Here is an 18,654-nt window from a genome sequence, read left to right on the forward strand (position 1 = left end):
TCTTGAAAGTAAAAAAAATTTGTTAAAAATTTAATTGTCTGACAATTCGATCTCAAATAAAGAATTACCTAAAAAGTCAGAAAGATCGGAAAAGTCAGAAATTTTAATTAATAAAAGTTTTGTTTTATGGGATGTCAGATAACAGAATTAGGTGGCGCGATCGCGCCAATTAATGGTTTTGGTATCATGTTTACCGCCAACCACTTCTCCACCAGTTTGACTGTATATTTCTAAATAGCCGTCATCTTAAACGGCATAAACTGGAACTGTAATTGAAGTTTGATAGACTCTAACACTTCCCCAGTCGGCATTTTCTACGTTTTCCTTGTAGAAACTATAGGCTTGTTTTGCCTCAGTAGGTAGCTTACTTACTTCAACTCGCTCTCCTAAAGAGCGCTCGAAATTTGTCCCATCGTCAGATCTTTTTAGAGCATTGTCAAAAAATTGTTTGATTGTTTCTAATATCACGATCTAATTCCCTCATTAAGAATTTTGTTTAATTTGGTACTGACCATGATTTCACTTTCCCTAGTGTTACAGGAATCCAATCTGCCACATCAACGGTGAAACGAAATACTTTACGCGCCCGACGACTATTTTCGGGATCGAAAAATTTGAGTTTCACATCCCAACAATCACTATTCAAACGACAGTAAGGACTTTTCTCTACTTGGATGGTGTCTAACTCCCGTCCGTCGGCGATCGCTGAGCTAAAGACGGAAACGGCTTGAAAGGCATTAGTAGCAGCAAAGTTTAAAGCGCGATCGCGCGAAGTCTGTCCCAAATTACGCAAGTCATAGTAAACACGATTTAAGAAACTAGTTAGCGACCGCCTTATATCGTCTATCCTGTCTGTTTCTGCTACCGTTGTCAGTGCCGCCTCTACTAATGTATTACCTTCCAGCCATAGATGCCTCGGACGTTGTGTACCTTGATTACGGGTACTACTTGTCCAGAAAATAACTCTACGGTGCGCGAAGTTGAGTGTGCGGGAATGCTAACTCGCTCGACAAATTCATCACTATCTTCTGCCTCGATTTGTCCTGCTAGCAGCAACAGTAACATTTCATAAATTTCCGCTCCGAAGGGGTCTTGGGGTTCGATCGCATAAATAGGAGTTAGCTCCATATTTACAGTCCAAATCAGACTGCGACTTTCAGAAGGGTTCCGATCGAGATAGTCTACCATTTGGCGTGCATCATAGGGATTTGCTGGAACTAACAGACTATCCAAATTGACGGCAGACATAAGCTGTTTGAAGGAATCGCGACGGGCTTGGCTACCAAAGTCGTAACCGAGTGTACCGAGAGCGTAGATTTGTCCAGTGTGGGCGGTGCTAGGTGTTACTCCATCTTGACTAGATGGAACCGAAGCAGGCGTAATTTGTGTTGGAGAAATAGGTGCTGAAGCAGGTTCTACCTGATTTATGCTATCGCTTACCTTACAGATCGCCTCATCACCAACTGGATTTGATAAACTACTGCCCCTTGAAGGCATACTAGAACTAAAAATTGGCAGGCTGGGATTAATTGCAGTTGCATTATTTATATCCTCAGTTTTACCAGAGGCTTCTACCAGATCGTTTTCAACAATGCGAGTGACGCGATCTCCCGTAAACGAAATAGTGACGGAGGGTTGCTCGAATAGTAAATTCATCGCACCAGGAAGGTTAAGCCTACCCCGTAAACAGCGTTCTGGTTCTTTTATTTCATCAGCATTGCAGGGAATTGCCGTGTTCAGCAGAGCAGCACGAATTGCTTCAGCATCAATCGGTTTATCCTGTTGCAGTTTCAAGCTCATCAGCAGCGCGACAATTCCCGTTACTACTGGTGCAGCCATACTGGTTCCCGTGAGGCGTTTGGGTTCTTCCGTACCTGGTTGCGCGCCTAGAATCTTCTCGCCAGGAGCTAGAATACCTTCAAGTTGGTAGTTACCGCCCCAGTTACTAAAATCGAAGGGTGTACCATCATCTTTCATCGCTCCCACAGCTAAAACCCCTGGTAACATTGCGGGAATACACCAGCATTCGCCTTTATCATTTCCTGCTGGAGCGACGATTAATATGTTGCGATCGAGACATTTTTTTGCTGCATCTTTTAATAAATCTTGTGTTTTACCAGTTTGGGTAGGACGACAAGCAGCACAATGAATGATGTTTGCTCCTAATTCTATAGCTAGCTCGAAGGCGCGAGTTAAGTTGAGAACTGAAATAAATTCATCATTGTCACCTGTAGTATTGATGGGAATATTGATAACCCGACAATGGGGAGCTAGACCAGGGGCGGGAGTATTTTGTTGTCCGACAATGGTGCTGGTGATGTGGGAAGCGTGGCAATCACCCTTAATGCGATTAATTATAGTTTCGGGAAGCATCGCTCGTATTTTTTCCAGCTTTTCCTCTTTGTTTAGATCGCTATTGTCAATGTCTCGGTAAATGGCATAAGCTTGGGCAGAAATTGGCTCTGGAGGTTTGTGCCAGTGGGGAAAGACTTTAGAAATGTTCGCTCCCCCGAAGCAAGATAGTGTGTCGTCGGGATTGCTGTCGAGAATCACAACTGTGACACGAGGATCGCCTAAAGTGCGATCGCGTAAATTAGCAAGTCCAGGGAGGCGATCGTCAAGATCGTGAGGATGTAGTGTTGGTGGGTTTTTAGCACCAGTTTTGCTTTTAGATTTAAAGGTATCGGTATCCAAGTTTGCCTGAGTATTGGGACGGGGAAAAGAACCTATCATAAACTCGCCAACGGAAGATTCTTGAATGTAGTCTAAGCCTGTAGCTTGGGCAAAGCTTTCGCTATCCCCATTGCCTAATCCACAGGAAGCCAACCCCATGCTGGTCGATACCAGATAGAGATTTTGATACAGCACGCCAACGTGCTTGGCTATTAAGGCATAAGCCCCAAAGGCATATTTCCAAAAAAGTCTTCCGAAACGGGCTGTGATTACCAGTAACACTTGAGGCTTATCGCGTTCGCCACTGGTTTTGTAAGCGTGAGTAATTAATTTTGTAAGCGTGAGTAATTAACGAATCGACCTGGGTATTTTGGTCAGTAAACTTTTCTAGCTGGTGATTGAGAGGATCGTAATGGTAAATACCCGATTCAAGTCCTTCACAGTGACGCACTACGGGATAAATTTCTAGTTCGTAAAGGCTACCGCCGTTGGGATAGGGACGATGAGTAAGCTCACAGTCTAGTTGCGAGCCGTTTAACTTATAAATGTCTTTGACACGAGCGGTACGATAGAGCAGTTCGCCTAAGTGTTCTATGGTGATGGGATGGGTGTCGTCGTATTCCCTAATTGACTGTCGGGTTTCGATCGCCTCAGTCAGAGTTAAATCTCCTTGAGTAATAATTGCTAAATTAGGACGCGGCAAAGAGACAACTTTGTCGCTCATGGGTGGTTTTACTGTGGGAAACTGAGGCAGTAAATCGGTAAAACGCTCCTCATGAGTCAGTGGATAATCGTGGCGACCCGAACGACTGCGACTGTGAAATACAAGATTGTGAAATTCCCAAAGCTGAAGCGATTGCGGTTCTGGTTTTGTAGTAAGAAACCCAGTCGCCCAGAGCAAATGTACGAACTGTTGGATAACTTCAGGTGATAGATCGGCAAAGGAGTTGAGGGCGTTAAGTGGCTGGGATTGAGCCAAAAGAGCCAGTAAACCACTAGCCCGCCAGTCTAACAATCTGACGAGAAATTTAGATAAGGGAGACTCTAACACCATGCCACTATTTACTTGGCGTTGATAGGCAAAGCGAGATAGACTAACTACCGCTTGACTCCAATCGAGTTTGATGAGGCTTAAATCTGCTGTATCTACTATTGGAGTGGCGATCGCCAGTGCCTTTACTTCTAAATTGCCAAGATCTAGCATAATGACTTATCCTGATGCGAGTTGCTCGTCAAATCTCAAAATTATTGATGGTTTTGGCGCGTTAGCTAATTACACTAACGCACCAGTTATAAACTCTTAAGAGTTTTCTATTTGCTACCAGGTATAGTTAAACCTCAAGTTATTGCTCGAAAATAACGACATTGAAGCTGCTGGTATTGGTAAGACAAAAAGATAGCAACTATTCCGCTTCATCGCCGTTATAAGAACAAGCACAATAGCAAGCCAAGGTTACGTTATTTGTAACCAAAGAAGCACTCGCGCCTGCTACGTTGCCGAGGTTTTCTTCAGACAACTCAGCTAGCAAATCGGCTTTAGTTCCTTGCCTAGCTCGTTTTACGGGTTGTGCCTGTTGGGGAATGATGTTTTTTTTATTCATTGAGTTTCTCCTTTTTTTTGCTTATTTAAGAAGCGATATACTTGAGTAACATCATCCTCGAACTACACGAGTGGACATTACTCAAGTAACTCTGCTGCCAGTTATAGTTGAGCTTCAGGTTCTTGCCAAAAAATCATGAGAGCTTAAAAATTCTCGAACAGCAGATTAAGACGGAGTAGCAATTATTCTGCGTCGTCTCCGTCATAGGAACAAGCACAATAACAAGCCAGAGTCATGTCGGCTGTTTTCATAGAAGCACTCGCGCCTGCTATGTTGCCGAGGTTTTCTTCAGACAACTCAGCTAGTAAGTCGGCTTTAGTTCCCTGAGTAACTCGTTTTACAGGCTGTGCCTGTTGGGGGATGATGTTTTTTTTGTTCATCAGATATTTCTCCAAAGTGGATGTTAATTTAATGTGACCGCTTCGAGGTGGGTCTAACCTCTTCTTAGAAAGAAGCTTATCTAGCAGCACTATGTTTTGAAGCGAATGGTAGTTGCTGCTAAAGCTAAAAGGGCATTGGGGTTGAATTCATCCAATCTTCTGGTAACGGTGTATTTCGCCAGCCAAGTTTCACGGGTACGTCATAGAGTCGCCCTTTCCCAAACCGCGACCAAAAATGGCGCATTCCAGGTACGATTACCTTGACTACGTTCAAGCCAATATCGGGGCGTGTCTGGTCTAACACCAGAGTTTCTAACCCCGTTTGTCGAGCAGTTTCCATACAGGTCATTACGTCTGTATAAATATCGTCGCTCCAGCGTTGGGGATAGTCGCTGGCTACTTTGGCTGGAATGTTAGGATCTGGTGCGAGATATGGCTGATTCTCTAGCGTTACCGTTTGCATCCATTGTTGGAATTCTCCTAGTTCCTCTGCCGAAATTTTGTCCAACTCCAAACCGAGTTGGTTGATTTCTGTAAGCGCACGCAAAATTGCGATCGCAGGATCGAGATGACAACCAAATCCAGCAATAATTCGCTCTTTTCCGCCATCGGTACGGTGAGACACCGCAGCAAAAGCAGGAATTTTTAAATCGGCAGTTACGTCTAACACCCAAAGTTCGCGGTTGTTTTGACGATAAAATTCTTGTAGTTTTACAAAGTATGGCTCGTTAAAGGTAGCCAGATCGACTTGGGGACGCTGGAGGCGGTTGTACCACCATAAGCCTACGCTATCACGTTCTACTAGTTCTAAAAAGCCCTGTAAAATTGCTTCTTCTAATGTATTGCCAGCAGCATCACCGTTGGAGTCTGCTTTACAGAAACGATGCTCTTTGGGTAGGGGATAGGCATAGTAACAAAAAGCCGTAGGCAGATACTTGTGAACCTCTTCTGTCAGCGACCATACTGGTGTCCAATCGATCGCCCGACTGGGATCGAACCGTTGGGGAATCCAATCGTGAGCCACTGTTTGTTGTTGGTTTAAAGTCTCGCGGTTGGCATACTGGCGATCGCTAAACAGCAAACACCGTTCGGGATGAATCGCGCCGTCCAATTCGGCTAAAGTTGTCCTAATTCTGGGTTCGTCTCCTTGAAAGATACCAGAATAGCGTTCTACCGCCTCGCAAAAACCACTAGCTTGAGACTGGCGATCGCTTTTTCCCTTGCCAGAGCTTTTATAGCGTAAAGCGTGTCGCAAACCCTTAAGTGAAGTAGCGTTACCAAAGCAATGACTGGCGCGATAGGTATGCACTAACGGATTGGCTGAGTCAGATATTCTAACTAACTCCGTTACTACTCCAGTAATGGGACTAATCAAATGCCGATGCTTCTCAACAGTCTGAGTGGGAGCTACCGTCCGATGACCGCCATCTTCTGTAAACTGCTTCGGGCAAGGATTGAGACGCACTGGTTCAAAGCCTCGATGATGCAGCAGTTTCGGTTCGCCACAGGCAGGACATTGGGGACGATGGGGTAGGGCGTGTGTTTTAAGCTCTAGAGTAAGACAATCAAAAGTAACAATTTTTCCTGCTAAAGTGGGGAAGCTAGTTTCTAACTGTTGTCTGACTAACCACTTGGCTACTTCCGTCGTTGTTAACTGCAACCCCGTCTGAAGCGTCGAAGGCAACATTACCTGTGTTTTAGGCAAACATCCATTCGGCTTTTCCTGTTGTCGCAAAATCAAAGTCTCGATCTCGCGGTTGCCTCGCAGTCGATGCGCCAAACAATCCCAACAGCCTCTATCTGGTAGGAAAATCGATCCTAACCAAAGTACCTGCCCCACTGGCTTAACCAATAACCAAGGTTGACCTTTTTGTAAGGCTTGCTGGTTGATTTCTGCTAATTCATGTCGCAGATAGTCATCCGTTAGCACCACTCTTAATGCTGGGGACTCTAGTAGACGACCATTTTCCACCTGAGTTTGAATTCCTACCGCAGTCAAGGCATCAGCCAAAGGTTCCGTATCTACTTCTCCTACAGCCGTCAGAGCCACTCGTGCCGTTGACAAACACTGTGCTACCAGAGTCGGTGCGATACCCAAAGCACTCCAAAATCTTGCCGCTGGCGGAGACAAATTGGATTGCCCTTCAGTTAAATAGCCTTTACGCTTCAGGCGATCTATGACATGGTCTATATGTTCTGGTAAGACTTCCCCCTCTAACTTTTGCACGATTTGCTCCAGGGTATGCTCTCCATCAAGCAATGGCAAAATTTGACAGTAAAGCTGTCCAGTCAGCACATGGGTAGACTGTTCGCTCAACAGGTATACTTGTTTGGGTTCGACAACCTCTATGTGGTAATGAGGTTGGATTTGGGGGATAGTTGACGGTTTCATAATGCTTTTATCGGGCTATGCCCAGATGCGACCCCGACGGAAAGGGCGATCGTCTTTACGCTGGTGGTTTTTAAACATGGCTTGCCACTTGCCATAGTCTTCTAAGCCAGTGGCGAGTATGGTTGGTTTGGGTCGAGAGTGCACCTTACTAGGAAGTTGTTCCTCAACCTCTGCTTCGGACAGATTGGTAGCAATTCCCAACTCCAGGTTAATTTCTGTATCTCCTGGAGGAACATTTTGGCGCACGGCATCTTTGGTATTCTCGACTAATTTATCTTCTTGAAAAACTCGAACATAAACATCGGGTAAAGTATCTTTGTAGGAATCTTTAAAAGCCGATTCGTCAAAATCTACCTGATAATTGCCTTTAGCATCAGTAACCGCAGTGCCACAAAGATCGTCATGTTTGACATCTCGATCCCAAATCTCTACTCGGAGGCTTGGAAGCCCCAAACCAGAACTGCGGTCGGTAATGCGACCAAAAATGTGAAAGCTAGACATATTATTTCCTTGAAATTAGGCTTGACGTTAAGACCAAATGCGACCCCGACGGAAGGGGAGATCGTCTTTACGCTTATAGTTTTTAAACATGGCTTTCCACTTGCCGTAGTCTTCTAAGCCAGTTGCTAGAACTTTAGGTTTTTTTCGCTCCGCTACTTTTGATGGCTCTGAAGCCTTTGCTGCTTCTGGTTGAGTTTCTGCGGTACTTTTCTTGGCACGAGTTTTGCGACGGCTTGGAGTTTCCTTTTTTTCTTCTGGCATGATTGGTTGTGCTCCTAAAAATTAACCATTCGGGTGTTAAAAATATGGCGAGCGATCGCAGATTAATAACTAACGGTAGTCCCAACAAGAAGACATAATTCGCTGGAAGCTGGGATAGCGAAACTGGGGAGGGTCATTAAAATTTGCCCCGTGCATTAAGTCCATGCGAATGTGAATCAGGTCTTCACCCCGACCATTGACGATATCTACTGCCCGATGGGGAAAAATCAGATCGGGTCTTTTAACTGGGGGTGCTAGTTTTGGTAGTCTCATGGTTTTTAGCTCGATTGAAAATTAATAGGGAGTAGACCAAGATCGAACCTCGCCCAAAGTAACTGGCACTAGGTCACTCACGTCGATAGTAAAGCGGAACACTTTTTTAGCGCGGCGATCGTTTTCTGGGTCGAAGAACTTTAACTGCACGTCCCAACAATCGCTATCCATACGACAGAAAGGACTTTTTTGGACGTTAATGCTGTCTAATTCCATTCCTGCTGCCAGCGCTTCGGAGAAAGTCGAAGCAGCTTGAAAAGCGTTGGTAGCCGCAAAGTTGAGGGCGCGGTCTTGTGATGTTTGTCCTAAATTACGCAAGTCGTAATAAACGCGGTTGAGAAAACTGTTAAGAGATCTACGCATTTGCTGTTCGTCAGCATCTCCTTCTTGAGTTCGTACTGCTTCGAGAGCCGAACCAACCAGGGTATTAACTTTCCAGCCATACATACCGCGAGGACTTTCGGGTTCGATTACGGGAACGATTTGCCCAGAAAATAGCCTTACCGTCCGTCCCGTGATGCGTCCTGGGATACTGACGCGCTCGATATATTCCTCGTTGTCTTCTGCTTGAACCTGTCCTGCTAAAAACTCTTGAAACACTTCATAAACATCACGGGCAAAAGAACCTACAGGCTCGATCGCATAAATGGGAGTTAGTTCTAAATTCAAAGTCCAAATTAAAGATTTGGCTTCGGAAAGATTATCCCCCAGATAGTCCACCATCTGCCGAGCATCATAAGGATTGGCTGGAACTAAAATGCCTGGTTCTAGTTCTACAGCAGACATAATATTGTTTGAAAGAGTCTCGCCGTGCCTCACTGCCAAAATCGTATCCCAGTGTACCGAGAGCATATACTAAGCTCGCTTCGGATATGTCGCTCGGTGCTTGACTAGCACTAACAAAATTTGCCGAGGGCTTGAAAGTCGTCTGAGTTTTAGTAACAGCCGAAGCAGCTACCAGGGGTTGAGCCGATTTAACTTCCTCCAAACCTTGCTCTGATTCGGAATTATTGATTGCAGTATTAGCTAAAACTTCAGTTTCAGTTTTATCGTTGTCGTTGCAACCGCAACCAGAAGCTTCAATAGTTTGTAATTCTTTCGACATAATTTCTCCTGTTAAATATTTAAGTGCGCCAGTAATATTTAGCTTTCCTACCAAACAACGTCGGCGATCGCCTGTTAAATTAAAATTGCAGGGTATGGCAGTCTTTAACAAAGCAGTGCGTATCTTTTGGGGATCGATGTCTCCGTGTTGACGTTGCAGACTCAACAACAAAGCAGCAACACCAGTAACAATAGGAGTGGCAAAGCTAGTTCCACTCAGTCTTATCGTGTCTTCTCCTGGCTTGGCTCCCAATATATTCTCCCCTGGTGCGAGAATTCCTTGGGTTTGATAGGTTTTACCCCAGTTGCTGATGTCTAGGGGCTGCTCCTGCCAATCCATTGCCCCAACTGCTAAAACTGCTGGCAGTGCTGCTGGAACGTGCAAACACTCACAGCCATTATTACCCGCCGCCGCCACGATTAGAACATTATTTTCATGGCATAGACGTACCGCACGCTTGAGGAAATCTTCTGCTTCTCCGTCATCGGTTAGTTGTCCGCCACTAATATTAATAATGTGTGCGCCAGCTTCAACTGCTTGTTCGATCGCGCGAGCGAGATCGAGTTGAGACAGACTATGCCTTCGGTCGGAAAATACAGGAACGATTAATCCTTTACATTTTGGTGCAATTCCAGCAACGGGGGAATTGGGTTGACCAAAAATAACGCTAGTAACGTGAGTTCTATGAGTAGACATGATGCCTTTGAGACTAGCCTTACCCTGCACTAAGGTTGATAGCTGTTTTAAGTTAGCTCCCTCAAAACAGGGATGAGTTTGGTCTACTAAACCATCTAAAATTGCTACACAAATCTTAGGATTGCCTTTAGTCTGCGACCATAATTGTTGAATACCAGGTAGCTTAGTTACATCGAACATTTAAATTGTTCTTTTACATTTTTAATTAAGTAAACGTTACAGTTAAAATGCGAGGATGAAGTAACAAAGTGTCTGACTTTTAACAGCATTTTCAAGAGTTACCAGAAAGTTAAATCAATTTAGTAGCAAATGCGATCGCTTTACCAGCTTGCTAGTGTAATTTAATTCAAAAAAAATTAACTTACCTTACTACGAACTGTGGCGCGATCGCTCCAATCAATTACTTTAGTATTATGTTTGCCGCAAGCTAATTCTTCACCAGTTTCACCGTATATTTCTAAGTAGCCGTCGTCTCCATCCGTACTCGGATAAACAGCATAAACTGGAACCGTATCAACAGAAGTTTGATAAACTTTAACACTGCCCCAATCTGCATCTTCAACATTTGCTTTATAGAAGCTATAAGCTTGTTTTACAGGATCGGGAAGATTGTTCGATCTTACTTGCTTTCCCGAATTAGCTACAAAATTTTGTTTGGTTTCAGATTGTTTTATAGCATCGGTATAAAATTGCCTTACTGTTAAAATTGCCTTACTGTATTTGATGTCATTATTAAAATTTTATGTTGGTGGTTAAAAATGTTGAAAACATAAATTAGTTTTCATTTTTTTGGAATTTTTCTTACGAGGTTTTTGATGGGATATATCTTACAATAATTTCAGTTTATTGAAACTACTAAATTTGAACTTATGATTTTATGACTTTAAATTTATTTATATACTAAAAGCAAAATGAAAAAGACATAAAGTAAGAAAAATCGTTAAAATACAATATTAATAGCAAGGTTAGTTTGTGAAGAATTAAAACTGACAATCATAATTGTATTTTCCTCAATTATTCAAACAAAGATAATTTGTCAAAGTTTTCGGCAAGCAAATAGTAGAAAGTAACGCGAGACTTATTTTTGGTATTTTTCATGGTGGTACAAACTTCACTAATAGCCCGCTCTAAATCTTCATTACTGGCAGTAAGTTGTAGCTTCTTTTTCAGAAATTTTTCTCGAACTCGGTCTAACTCGGTTTTATCGCCACAGGAAACTAAGGAAGCATCTCGGCTACTTAAAGCAATACCCAAATGTTTGACAATGCCCTTAACTACATCTTCATTGACATCATTTGTATATTGTTGAATATTATCAACGTATTCGCTAATTTTTAGTTTTTGTATAGCCATAGTTTTATAGATTAAAGGTAATTTGGTACTGGTGATCGCGCTTCGAGTACGATTGGATTGTCAGAAAATTTGTGGTCATGGCAAAAATTAGAGATTAAAATCGAACCGATTGCCCTTGATTCTCCAACCAACTGAGTTGTCCTAAAAATTTCATCCATGAACCAGCGACAAATTAACTTTAATGCCGAATTAAACAACAACGAAATAACAATCAGGCTTACTTGCGAAAATGGCGATCGCAAACTAGCAATTAAAGCTGCAAGTAAATTGTTTGCCTCTTTAGAAAAAATTGGCATTGAAGTCACCAGAAAGAACTTAGAGGAAGATTGGCAGAACGAATCTTAATGTTTTGAGAGGTTTCTAGGTGATAGGTAGCAAATTTATTATCTACTACCTATCATTTGGCATTTACCAATGTTTGGTGAAGGACATAGGTGCGCACCAGATGTCCGTTTCGCTGCTAACTGTTTCCTGGTAACTGTTGCGGCTGGGCGGGTGATATACGCTCTTGTCCTTCAGTTCTCGTCCAGGAGGTAAAACGATTAGGTTGAACGCAGGGAGCATTATCTAGTTCGTCTTTAAGCTTAGTGGCAAAGGATTGGAACATTTCTGCCAGAGTTTGGCGATCGCTCAAACAGCCTTGTAATGCAGTCAGTTGTTCTAGAGTCCAGTTGTAAAGCTGAGTGTCTCCCTGTTCGATGCGGAGGTATAGCTGAGTTTCAAACTGTCCCAGACGAGAGTAGAAATTATTAACCTCGGCTTTAATCGACTGCATATCGAGGAAGAACTGCTGTTTTTTGATATCTGAGAGAACTGTAGTTTTAATTGAGTTGGTGTAGTTTTGGTTGAGTTCGTTCTGGACGATGGAGGTGACATTATCGCGGAAGTTGAGGATTTTGTTTTCTAGTTTGACATCAATGCGATCATCTACATTATTGATGACGTTGTTAACTACTACCTGTACGTTATTATCGGTCTTGCTATCGATTACGGTATTGATGCGTCGATCTAAGTCGGTTTGCATCTGTTGCACGACTAAGTTTTTAATGTTTTGGCTTTGATTTTCAATTTTTACGTCAACCGCCGCATCGATCCGTTTATCCATATCCGACTGTAGCTGTTTAGTCACCAAGTCGGTAATTTCTAAAGTTTGGTCGGCAAGTTTGAGGTTAACTACCGAGTCGATGCGTTTATCTACGTCTGCCTGTAGCTGCTGGATAACTAAGTTTTTAATATTAGGGGTTTGGTCGGTAATTTTAAGATTGACCACAGAATCGATCCGCTTATCAATATCGCTTTGTAGCTGCTGGATGACCTGGTTGTTTATCTCTTGTGATTGATTTTCTACTTTGAGATTAACTACAGTATTGATGCGGTTGTCCATCTCGTTCTGCAACTGTTGGACGACTGAGTTATTTATTTCTGTGGCTTGGTTTTCTACTTTAAGATTGACAACGGTATTAATGCGCTGGTCGATATCTTCTTGAAGCTGTTGGAATACTTGGTTTTTGATTTCCGTGGAGCGATCGCTTATCTTGAGATTGACTACCGACTCAACCCGTTTATCAATATCACTTTGTAGCTGCTGAACGACTTGGTTTTTAATTTCGGTAGAGCGATCGCTTACTTTTAAATTAACCTGTTCTGCTACCATATCCATCATTCTGGTGTCGATTAGTTCTTCTAGACGACTATCGAAGTAGTTCGACCAGGCTAGATAGTTTTGGTTAAAGCTGGCTTCCATCTGTTGAGTTATGGACTTCATCATAAACTCGACTCGTGCCACCTGCATCGCCAGATCTTTAGCTTGGGTTTGGTAGCCTTTAAGAAGCCACTTTTCTAAGTTATCCCAATAATAGGCTTCTTTTTTCTCATCCTGTTCGTCAGTGACAGTTACCGAAGTTTCGATCTTGGCTGCCATTTGCTGCCACATCTGTTCCATTTGCGCTTCGTTAAAGCTGAAGCTAAAATTGCTGCTACCTCCTGTAGCTACAGTAGTTCTGCCGCTAGTCTGACTGGCAATTTCCCGACTGCTAGTAGTTTCTACGAGGCGATCGCTAGTACCACTGATACCTGTAGTAGCGGTAATTTGCTGCTGTTGGTATTTCTCTGTAATTACCTCTGCGCTTACAGGCTCGATCGCCAGAATAATTTGTCCTTCGTTATCTTCTTTATAGGTATCGAAGAAGAATCCCGATATGGTAGTTTTGGCTTTAACTTCGAGAATAAATTCATCTTTTAAGCCATTTAAAGAACACCAGGTTTCAGCCACTTCGGTTCCAGTAAGTTTAGGAACGAATTTACCGCCTTTAACCCAGATTAAACTCCAGGGTTCTAACTCAAATTTCTGTTCGTTCGACCAATAAGTGGCATTGCCTTCGCGAATTTTGACGCGATAGTTGCCAGGGTTGAGTTCAATAAAGTTACGATCCCATTGTTTTAGACTGGAAAGATGTTTTTCATCGAGTCCGTAGGAGTTTTGTTGACTGTCAACAGTTAACTGTTGCGGTTTGAATGACAAGCGATCGCTGTTGATATCGAGTTTAATCGAACCGCTGCGATCCGAGCTGTTGATAGCGAAAAATAAGGCACATAGAACCGCCTCTTGCTTGACTTCTAACCGCAGGCGATCGCGATATCCGTTCAATGTCGTCCAGGTTGCCCCCGTTTCGTAACCCGTACTTTGATTGACAAAGGTACTACCATCGACTCCATAGATCCACAGTAAGACAAAAGGTTCACCTGCATCGCTTTGGCTGTGGCTGTAGCGACCGCTATCGATCTTAATTTCATAATTTCCTGTTTCGAGAGTGAATTTACTGGCAACGTTGAGTTGCAGATCGTTCATACCGTTGGGGTCGATAACGTAACAATTGTCTTTAGTATCGATAGTTAATAGCTGCATAGTTTCTCTTGCTGTGGTTGATGTTTGGTTAGACTTATCTGAAGTAGCTGCTGTTTGGCTTACTGTTGCGGCTTGATAAACGGTTATTCCCGCCCAGCGACCGAGAGGAGAAGTTTTAGTAACTACAGTGCCTTTGCCTGTCTGAGTATTGATGCGAATCAGGCGACCGTCTTTACCCAAATTGAAGAAGTTACCCGTTACGCCATAGAGAACGTTGTCGATAAATTCCATGCTGGCGAGATTGGGAAAGCCAGTATTGCCAATAAGTGTGACTGTGCCACTGTCTAGGTCGCAGCTGGCTAATAGTTTCTTTTTGTCAGAACCGATGAGAGTAATATAGGCTTTGCCATTACTGTCAAAAGCAACTTCGCCGCAGCCAAGTTCGTTTTTACTTACCGTTACCGCAGGTTTGCCTTTACCCGTTTCGAGGTCGATCGCAATTAGCTGTTTGGCGGCTGAAGCATAGAGAGTTTCGCGCTGTGTATTAAATGCCAAGCCGACGACGTTAAAGCCAATCTCTCCTACCGTAGTAGCTTTTCCCGTAGTGCGATCGATTTTTACTAGCTGAGTATTTTTCCCTTGCTGTAAGCCATACAGTTGCGAACCGACCACAGCCAGATCGTAAACTTCAGAAGTGATCGCGCCAATTAGAGAAGCTCGTCCCGACTTAAGATCGAGGGTATAAAGTTTACTGTTTTTTCCAGGAATACAGTCTTGAACATAAACTAAATCATTATTTTGAGAATCGTTTGCGGAACGATTATTTTTATTCATTTTTTTAAGCTTCCTTTGGTTGAAAAAAGAAAATATTCCAGACATAAAAACATAGACAATAAGCAGTTATAGTTATTAACAAATTTGCGATTATCTGGCTAGAAATTAATCCGCACGATACTCCCTAATCCTTGTGATGTGATAGCTCGGTAAATTCTACATTTTCGCTACTAAAATATTTAAATCGAGGCATTGTTTAAAATTCTTCGAGAAAATATATAGCAATTCTCGCGCTTCGCGAAATACACCTCGTTTGAGTAAAGCTTTGGGTTTTGAGTTTTAGAGCAATCCTCTACTGCATTATCTGTACTTTATAGCTATGATAAGTGCTGTTGAAAACAACAAACATAACTTGAATACAGGCTATTTGAGATTTGAAACCTTATTAAAACTTAAAAGTCATGTACTTTAAAGCTTAAGATATGAGATAAAGAGCGATGGTTCTCACTTTACTATTTTTGCAGTTTATTTTAAATAGTTTTTTATATTTTCTTTACTTTTTCGTTTGTCAGATTGAAATTATTTATAAAATCCTAAAATATCTTACTTTATTACTTTTTTGAATTGTGAATAACGTTTTAAATTTGTTTTTTATATTTGCTTTAGTGTTTGAAGTTATAAAAGTCAGAAACAAAGTAATAATATAGATTTTTGTTTTATTAGCTACTTTTTTATTGCAGATATATTATATGGGTTTGACATTAAGATTGAGATCGCCTATAAACTTGCTGATGGCGTTCGACAATACTAAATATGTATATTTTTCAGATTGAGGCAACAACTAATTATCTTCGGAGATTTTTATGACTCTGCGAAAATAGATTCGATACAGTTCGCAACTAGAACTTGCTAAAAAACCATCTAACACTATCAATCCCATGCTATCTAGTTTGTAGGCAGCTAAAGGGCTTAGTTCTATTGGTTCGTCACTGTTTATTACTCGATACATAATTGCCATCAACTGAGGATCTTGCTGTAGCGAAATTAAATAATTCTGCAAATGCTGACTATAAATACCAGTTGGTGTAGGTGCATTTCGTAGCAGCCGTTCCAGATCTATAATCTTATTACCGAGAAAATACAGTGCTATGTTGACGAGGTAGGGATGTCCGCCAATCAACGACATCAATTGTTTTACTTCTCGATCGCCCTGCCAATTCAACCCATATCTTTTGGCTAAGTCGAGTACCTGAGCTTCATTAAACCAAGGGAGTTTTAAAGATAAACCGACATTAAAAGGAGAGCGGTCGATTTTAAGGGGAATATAAATGTCTGAAGAATAAACCAAAACCAGGCGTAACTTTTGCCAAGTCGTACTGCGGCGAGACTGTTCGTGAAAAGAGCGCAGCAGCGGTAGAAAGTCTATAGCAATTTGAGGATGCTCGAAAATGCGATTTACTTCGTCAAAGGTCAAAACCAAAGAACGTTTGGTATTTTCTAAAATATAGCTTTCAAAAAAGATTTTGCAGCTTACTTTACCTCCCATGTCTTCATCCCAGTAATAATCTAAGTTGGGAGGCAGGTTTAACTGCTGGCAAACAGCAGCACAAAACCAGTGCAGCAAACATCCTATCGAGCTAAAAACCGCTTCTTCCGCATCTTTGAAATCTAGATAAGCAATTTGATAGCCTAAACTATTAGCTTGAGCGATCACCTGATTGAGTAGCGAACTTTTGCCCATTTTCTGCGGTGCTTTAATTCGCAGCAAGCAACCTTGGCGGGCAATTTCCGCACAAGCTAATTCTTCGCAAGGAGGACGTTTGATATACAGGCGAGAATTAAAGGGGACTGGTGCGCTAGGAAAACTCAGATCTTTAAGAGTATCGCTAGATTCTGGTTTCAAATTGCTGCTGACGGTTGGTAGTTTGGTATTGCTCAATACCAAATTGCGATCCGAAGGGTACGCAGATGCGTAATCGCGTTCGATTTGTTCTAATATCAAAGACAAGTTTCTTTTTGTCACTCTTTGGTTTAGTACATCAGAAAGCTCTTTCCATAACCCAGAGCCAATATCCCGTAGATAGCCAATTACATAACCAGTCCTCTCTTCAATGTCTTTATAAGATTGACCTTCCCAAGACAAAACCAACACTTGCTGTTCGATCTGACTGAGTGTTTTTTGCAACAGCCGTTCTACGATTGTTAAAACCTGTTCTGAATTCATCTAGCGATAAGCTGCAAGAAAAAGATTTTTTCACAATCCAGTCTCTCATGATTGTGTAATACATTCGATATTAATAGCTCAAATCAGACTTTCAGACTTTTTAGAGTAGAAAGGCAACCGCCCAAGCTTATATAAATTTTTTCAAGCTACCAAAGCTCGACGCTAGATACCAATCAACGCAAATGGAGACAAATAGCAAAAGTGATTGTATTCAGTGTTGGCGAGTAAATATAGTTATGTCTGAAGGGCTTCAGCCCTACTCATTTTTTTGCCAAAATAAATGACGGTAAAACTCCGACATCGGTAGCATGATAGAATTATGTTCGATTGTATGCATCATGACTAAGGTACTTCTCTATCTAGAGCAGCTGTACCCGCTATGCAAGAACTGCTAAATTGTTCCCTTCGACCAATTAATACTTTTCAAATTAAGACAAAACGTTCTACTTTTTTTCATCTATTTGCCCATACTTCTGAATCAAACTATTGATTTTTTAAAATTTGTCACTTAAAAAGAGTAAGAGCGACCATCCTAGCAAAGTTATTACTGGAATTATCCAGGAAATAACAACCGAGTAGAAAGCTGACTTTCTAGCTGCTTCAGTTTCCATTAACAGTTGTCTTTGCCGAGAGAGTGAAGTAGCAGTAGCGTTGACTAACCCTGTAGAAATAGCCTTCAAGTCTGCGTGTTCTTTAGCCATTGCTTCAAGCACCGCACCGAACATTTGCTCTAAATTATTTTGTTTTCCCCTTATTTTATGTATCTGCTCCTCCAGTTGTCGAGTTACCTGAGTTGAAACCGCGATCGCTTTTTCTGTATATTCTTGACTTGCTCTTTCTAATTCTTGCTTCGCTGCTAATATCTTCTCTCCCGAACCACCTAGTATTTTCACAGCCGCCAAATTCTGAGCTACGCAGCAGTAAAAATCAAACAACTCATTATCTGTAAAATATTGATTATCATTCAGCCACTGATATACCCGTTGCCGAATTTCTGGCTCCTCATTTTTTAACCGCTCGTCTATCAAAGTTCGTAACTCATCCTGCCTTTCAGATAGAGTTTGATTCCTCACATAACTCACTAACTTGCCCTCAAATTCTCAACGTTAAACCCAGCATCTTCCAACACGGCATACACCCGTCTTAAATATCCCCTCAATCCCGCTAACTGAGCCGTACTAAATTCCGAATATCTCCTCGCTGCGGTAAAACTTAAGGCATTTTTATACACCGTCGTCGCCGTATCAAATCTCAATTTAGGCAAGTCGATTATCCGTAACCGATATTCATTTACTAACTCAGGCGTAACAAACCGCTCGAAGCTCTCCCACTCTTCGCATCTTCCCAAATTCCTTACCAGAATATGTCGGGCATTATTACCGACAAACTCTAAAGTTCTTAGCAAACCCTTATAGCATTCAGTAGAATCATCTAAAACATACCAATTTTGCAGTTCGACTTCTAAATCTCTGGCAGCTTCTATAATATCGCTCGCCGTCAGCCAATGGTTAAACGCCTCTTCTCAGCAATTCTCATTTTGAAACCTGAACGGAAGAAAATAGAGGGTAAAAGATAA

The 18,654-nt window shown here is 42.0% G+C and carries 13 protein-coding genes and 2 pseudogenes; 1 reads left to right on the forward strand and 14 read right to left on the reverse strand.

The window, feature by feature from the left end:
• Positions 1-246 precede the first annotated feature (246 nt).
• From ACLFKQ_RS17405 to ACLFKQ_RS17450, 10 genes and pseudogenes are all read right to left on the reverse strand, one after another.
• Positions 247-468: a hypothetical protein gene (locus ACLFKQ_RS17405; RefSeq protein WP_449001018.1), complete on the reverse strand. Its 222-nt coding sequence runs from the start codon at positions 466-468 to the stop codon at positions 247-249.
• A gap of 28 nt (positions 469-496) precedes the next feature.
• Positions 497-3,877, reverse strand: a pseudogene (locus ACLFKQ_RS17410) (PatA/PatG family cyanobactin maturation protease).
• 199 nt (positions 3,878-4,076) lie between these two features.
• Entirely contained in the window at positions 4,077-4,274 is a 198-nt protein-coding gene (locus ACLFKQ_RS17415) for a DUF5837 family cyanobactin class RiPP (RefSeq protein WP_449001019.1), read from the reverse strand.
• A 182-nt stretch (positions 4,275-4,456) separates the two neighbouring features.
• Positions 4,457-4,654, reverse strand: coding sequence for a DUF5837 family cyanobactin class RiPP (locus ACLFKQ_RS17420; protein ID WP_449001020.1), 198 nt, complete (start codon positions 4,652-4,654; stop codon positions 4,457-4,459).
• A 124-nt stretch (positions 4,655-4,778) separates the two neighbouring features.
• Positions 4,779-7,046, reverse strand: a complete 2,268-nt coding sequence (locus ACLFKQ_RS17425) for a TOMM precursor leader peptide-binding protein (RefSeq protein WP_449001021.1) — start codon at positions 7,044-7,046, stop codon at positions 4,779-4,781.
• A 15-nt stretch (positions 7,047-7,061) separates the two neighbouring features.
• Complete coding sequence (locus tag ACLFKQ_RS17430; protein ID WP_449001022.1) at positions 7,062-7,547, reverse strand: cyanobactin biosynthesis PatC/TenC/TruC family protein; 486 nt, start codon at positions 7,545-7,547, stop codon at positions 7,062-7,064.
• 27 nt (positions 7,548-7,574) lie between these two features.
• Positions 7,575-7,808, reverse strand: coding sequence for a cyanobactin biosynthesis PatC/TenC/TruC family protein (locus ACLFKQ_RS17435; protein WP_449001023.1), 234 nt, complete (start codon positions 7,806-7,808; stop codon positions 7,575-7,577).
• A gap of 69 nt (positions 7,809-7,877) precedes the next feature.
• Positions 7,878-8,081 carry a cyanobactin biosynthesis system PatB/AcyB/McaB family protein gene (locus tag ACLFKQ_RS17440; protein ID WP_449001024.1) on the reverse strand — a complete coding sequence of 68 codons (204 nt, stop codon included), beginning with the start codon at positions 8,079-8,081 and terminating at the stop codon, positions 7,878-7,880.
• Between the two features lie 21 nt (positions 8,082-8,102).
• Positions 8,103-10,062 (reverse strand): annotated as a pseudogene (locus tag ACLFKQ_RS17445) (S8 family peptidase).
• Positions 10,063-10,896: 834 nt separating this feature from the next.
• Complete coding sequence (locus tag ACLFKQ_RS17450) at positions 10,897-11,235, reverse strand: DUF2853 family protein (protein ID WP_449001025.1); 339 nt, start codon at positions 11,233-11,235, stop codon at positions 10,897-10,899.
• Positions 11,236-11,391: 156 nt separating this feature from the next.
• Here ACLFKQ_RS17450 and ACLFKQ_RS17455 point away from each other — a divergent pair, with 156 nt between their 5' ends.
• Positions 11,392-11,580 (forward strand): hypothetical protein, encoded by a 189-nt coding sequence (locus tag ACLFKQ_RS17455; RefSeq protein WP_449001026.1) that lies wholly within the window; start codon positions 11,392-11,394, stop codon positions 11,578-11,580.
• Between the two features lie 115 nt (positions 11,581-11,695).
• Here the strand turns inward: ACLFKQ_RS17455 and ACLFKQ_RS17460 are convergent, their stop codons facing one another.
• From ACLFKQ_RS17460 to ACLFKQ_RS17475, 4 genes are all read right to left on the reverse strand, one after another.
• A complete protein-coding gene (locus ACLFKQ_RS17460; RefSeq protein ID WP_449001027.1) occupies positions 11,696-14,914 on the reverse strand; it encodes a hypothetical protein in 3,219 nt (1,072 codons plus the stop codon).
• Positions 14,915-15,695: 781 nt separating this feature from the next.
• Positions 15,696-17,078, reverse strand: coding sequence for an AAA-like domain-containing protein (locus ACLFKQ_RS17465; protein ID WP_449001028.1), 1,383 nt, complete (start codon positions 17,076-17,078; stop codon positions 15,696-15,698).
• Positions 17,079-17,572: 494 nt separating this feature from the next.
• The gene (locus ACLFKQ_RS17470) at positions 17,573-18,106 is read right to left on the reverse strand and encodes a hypothetical protein (RefSeq protein WP_449001029.1); all 534 of its coding nucleotides are present in this window, start codon (positions 18,104-18,106) and stop codon (positions 17,573-17,575) included.
• A gap of 53 nt (positions 18,107-18,159) precedes the next feature.
• The gene (locus ACLFKQ_RS17475; protein ID WP_449001030.1) at positions 18,160-18,483 is read right to left on the reverse strand and encodes a hypothetical protein; all 324 of its coding nucleotides are present in this window, start codon (positions 18,481-18,483) and stop codon (positions 18,160-18,162) included.
• Between the last annotated feature and the right edge of the window lie 171 nt (positions 18,484-18,654).

Source organism: Myxosarcina sp. GI1(2024) (assembly GCF_053543375.1).

Coding starts and splice junctions, on each gene's coding strand:
- ACLFKQ_RS17430 (WP_449001022.1), bottom strand. CDS start 7,547: ATGTCTAGCTTTCACATTTTTGGTCGCATTACCGACCGCAGTTCTGGT.
- ACLFKQ_RS17420 (WP_449001020.1), bottom strand. CDS start 4,654: ATGAACAAAAAAAACATCATCCCCCAACAGGCACAGCCTGTAAAACGA.
- ACLFKQ_RS17415 (WP_449001019.1), bottom strand. CDS start 4,274: ATGAATAAAAAAAACATCATTCCCCAACAGGCACAACCCGTAAAACGA.
- ACLFKQ_RS17425 (WP_449001021.1), bottom strand. CDS start 7,046: ATGAAACCGTCAACTATCCCCCAAATCCAACCTCATTACCACATAGAG.
- ACLFKQ_RS17440 (WP_449001024.1), bottom strand. CDS start 8,081: ATGAGACTACCAAAACTAGCACCCCCAGTTAAAAGACCCGATCTGATT.
- ACLFKQ_RS17460 (WP_449001027.1), bottom strand. CDS start 14,914: ATGAATAAAAATAATCGTTCCGCAAACGATTCTCAAAATAATGATTTA.
- ACLFKQ_RS17435 (WP_449001023.1), bottom strand. CDS start 7,808: ATGCCAGAAGAAAAAAAGGAAACTCCAAGCCGTCGCAAAACTCGTGCC.
- ACLFKQ_RS17455 (WP_449001026.1), top strand. CDS start 11,392: ATGAACCAGCGACAAATTAACTTTAATGCCGAATTAAACAACAACGAA.
- ACLFKQ_RS17450 (WP_449001025.1), bottom strand. CDS start 11,235: ATGGCTATACAAAAACTAAAAATTAGCGAATACGTTGATAATATTCAA.
- ACLFKQ_RS17465 (WP_449001028.1), bottom strand. CDS start 17,078: ATGAATTCAGAACAGGTTTTAACAATCGTAGAACGGCTGTTGCAAAAA.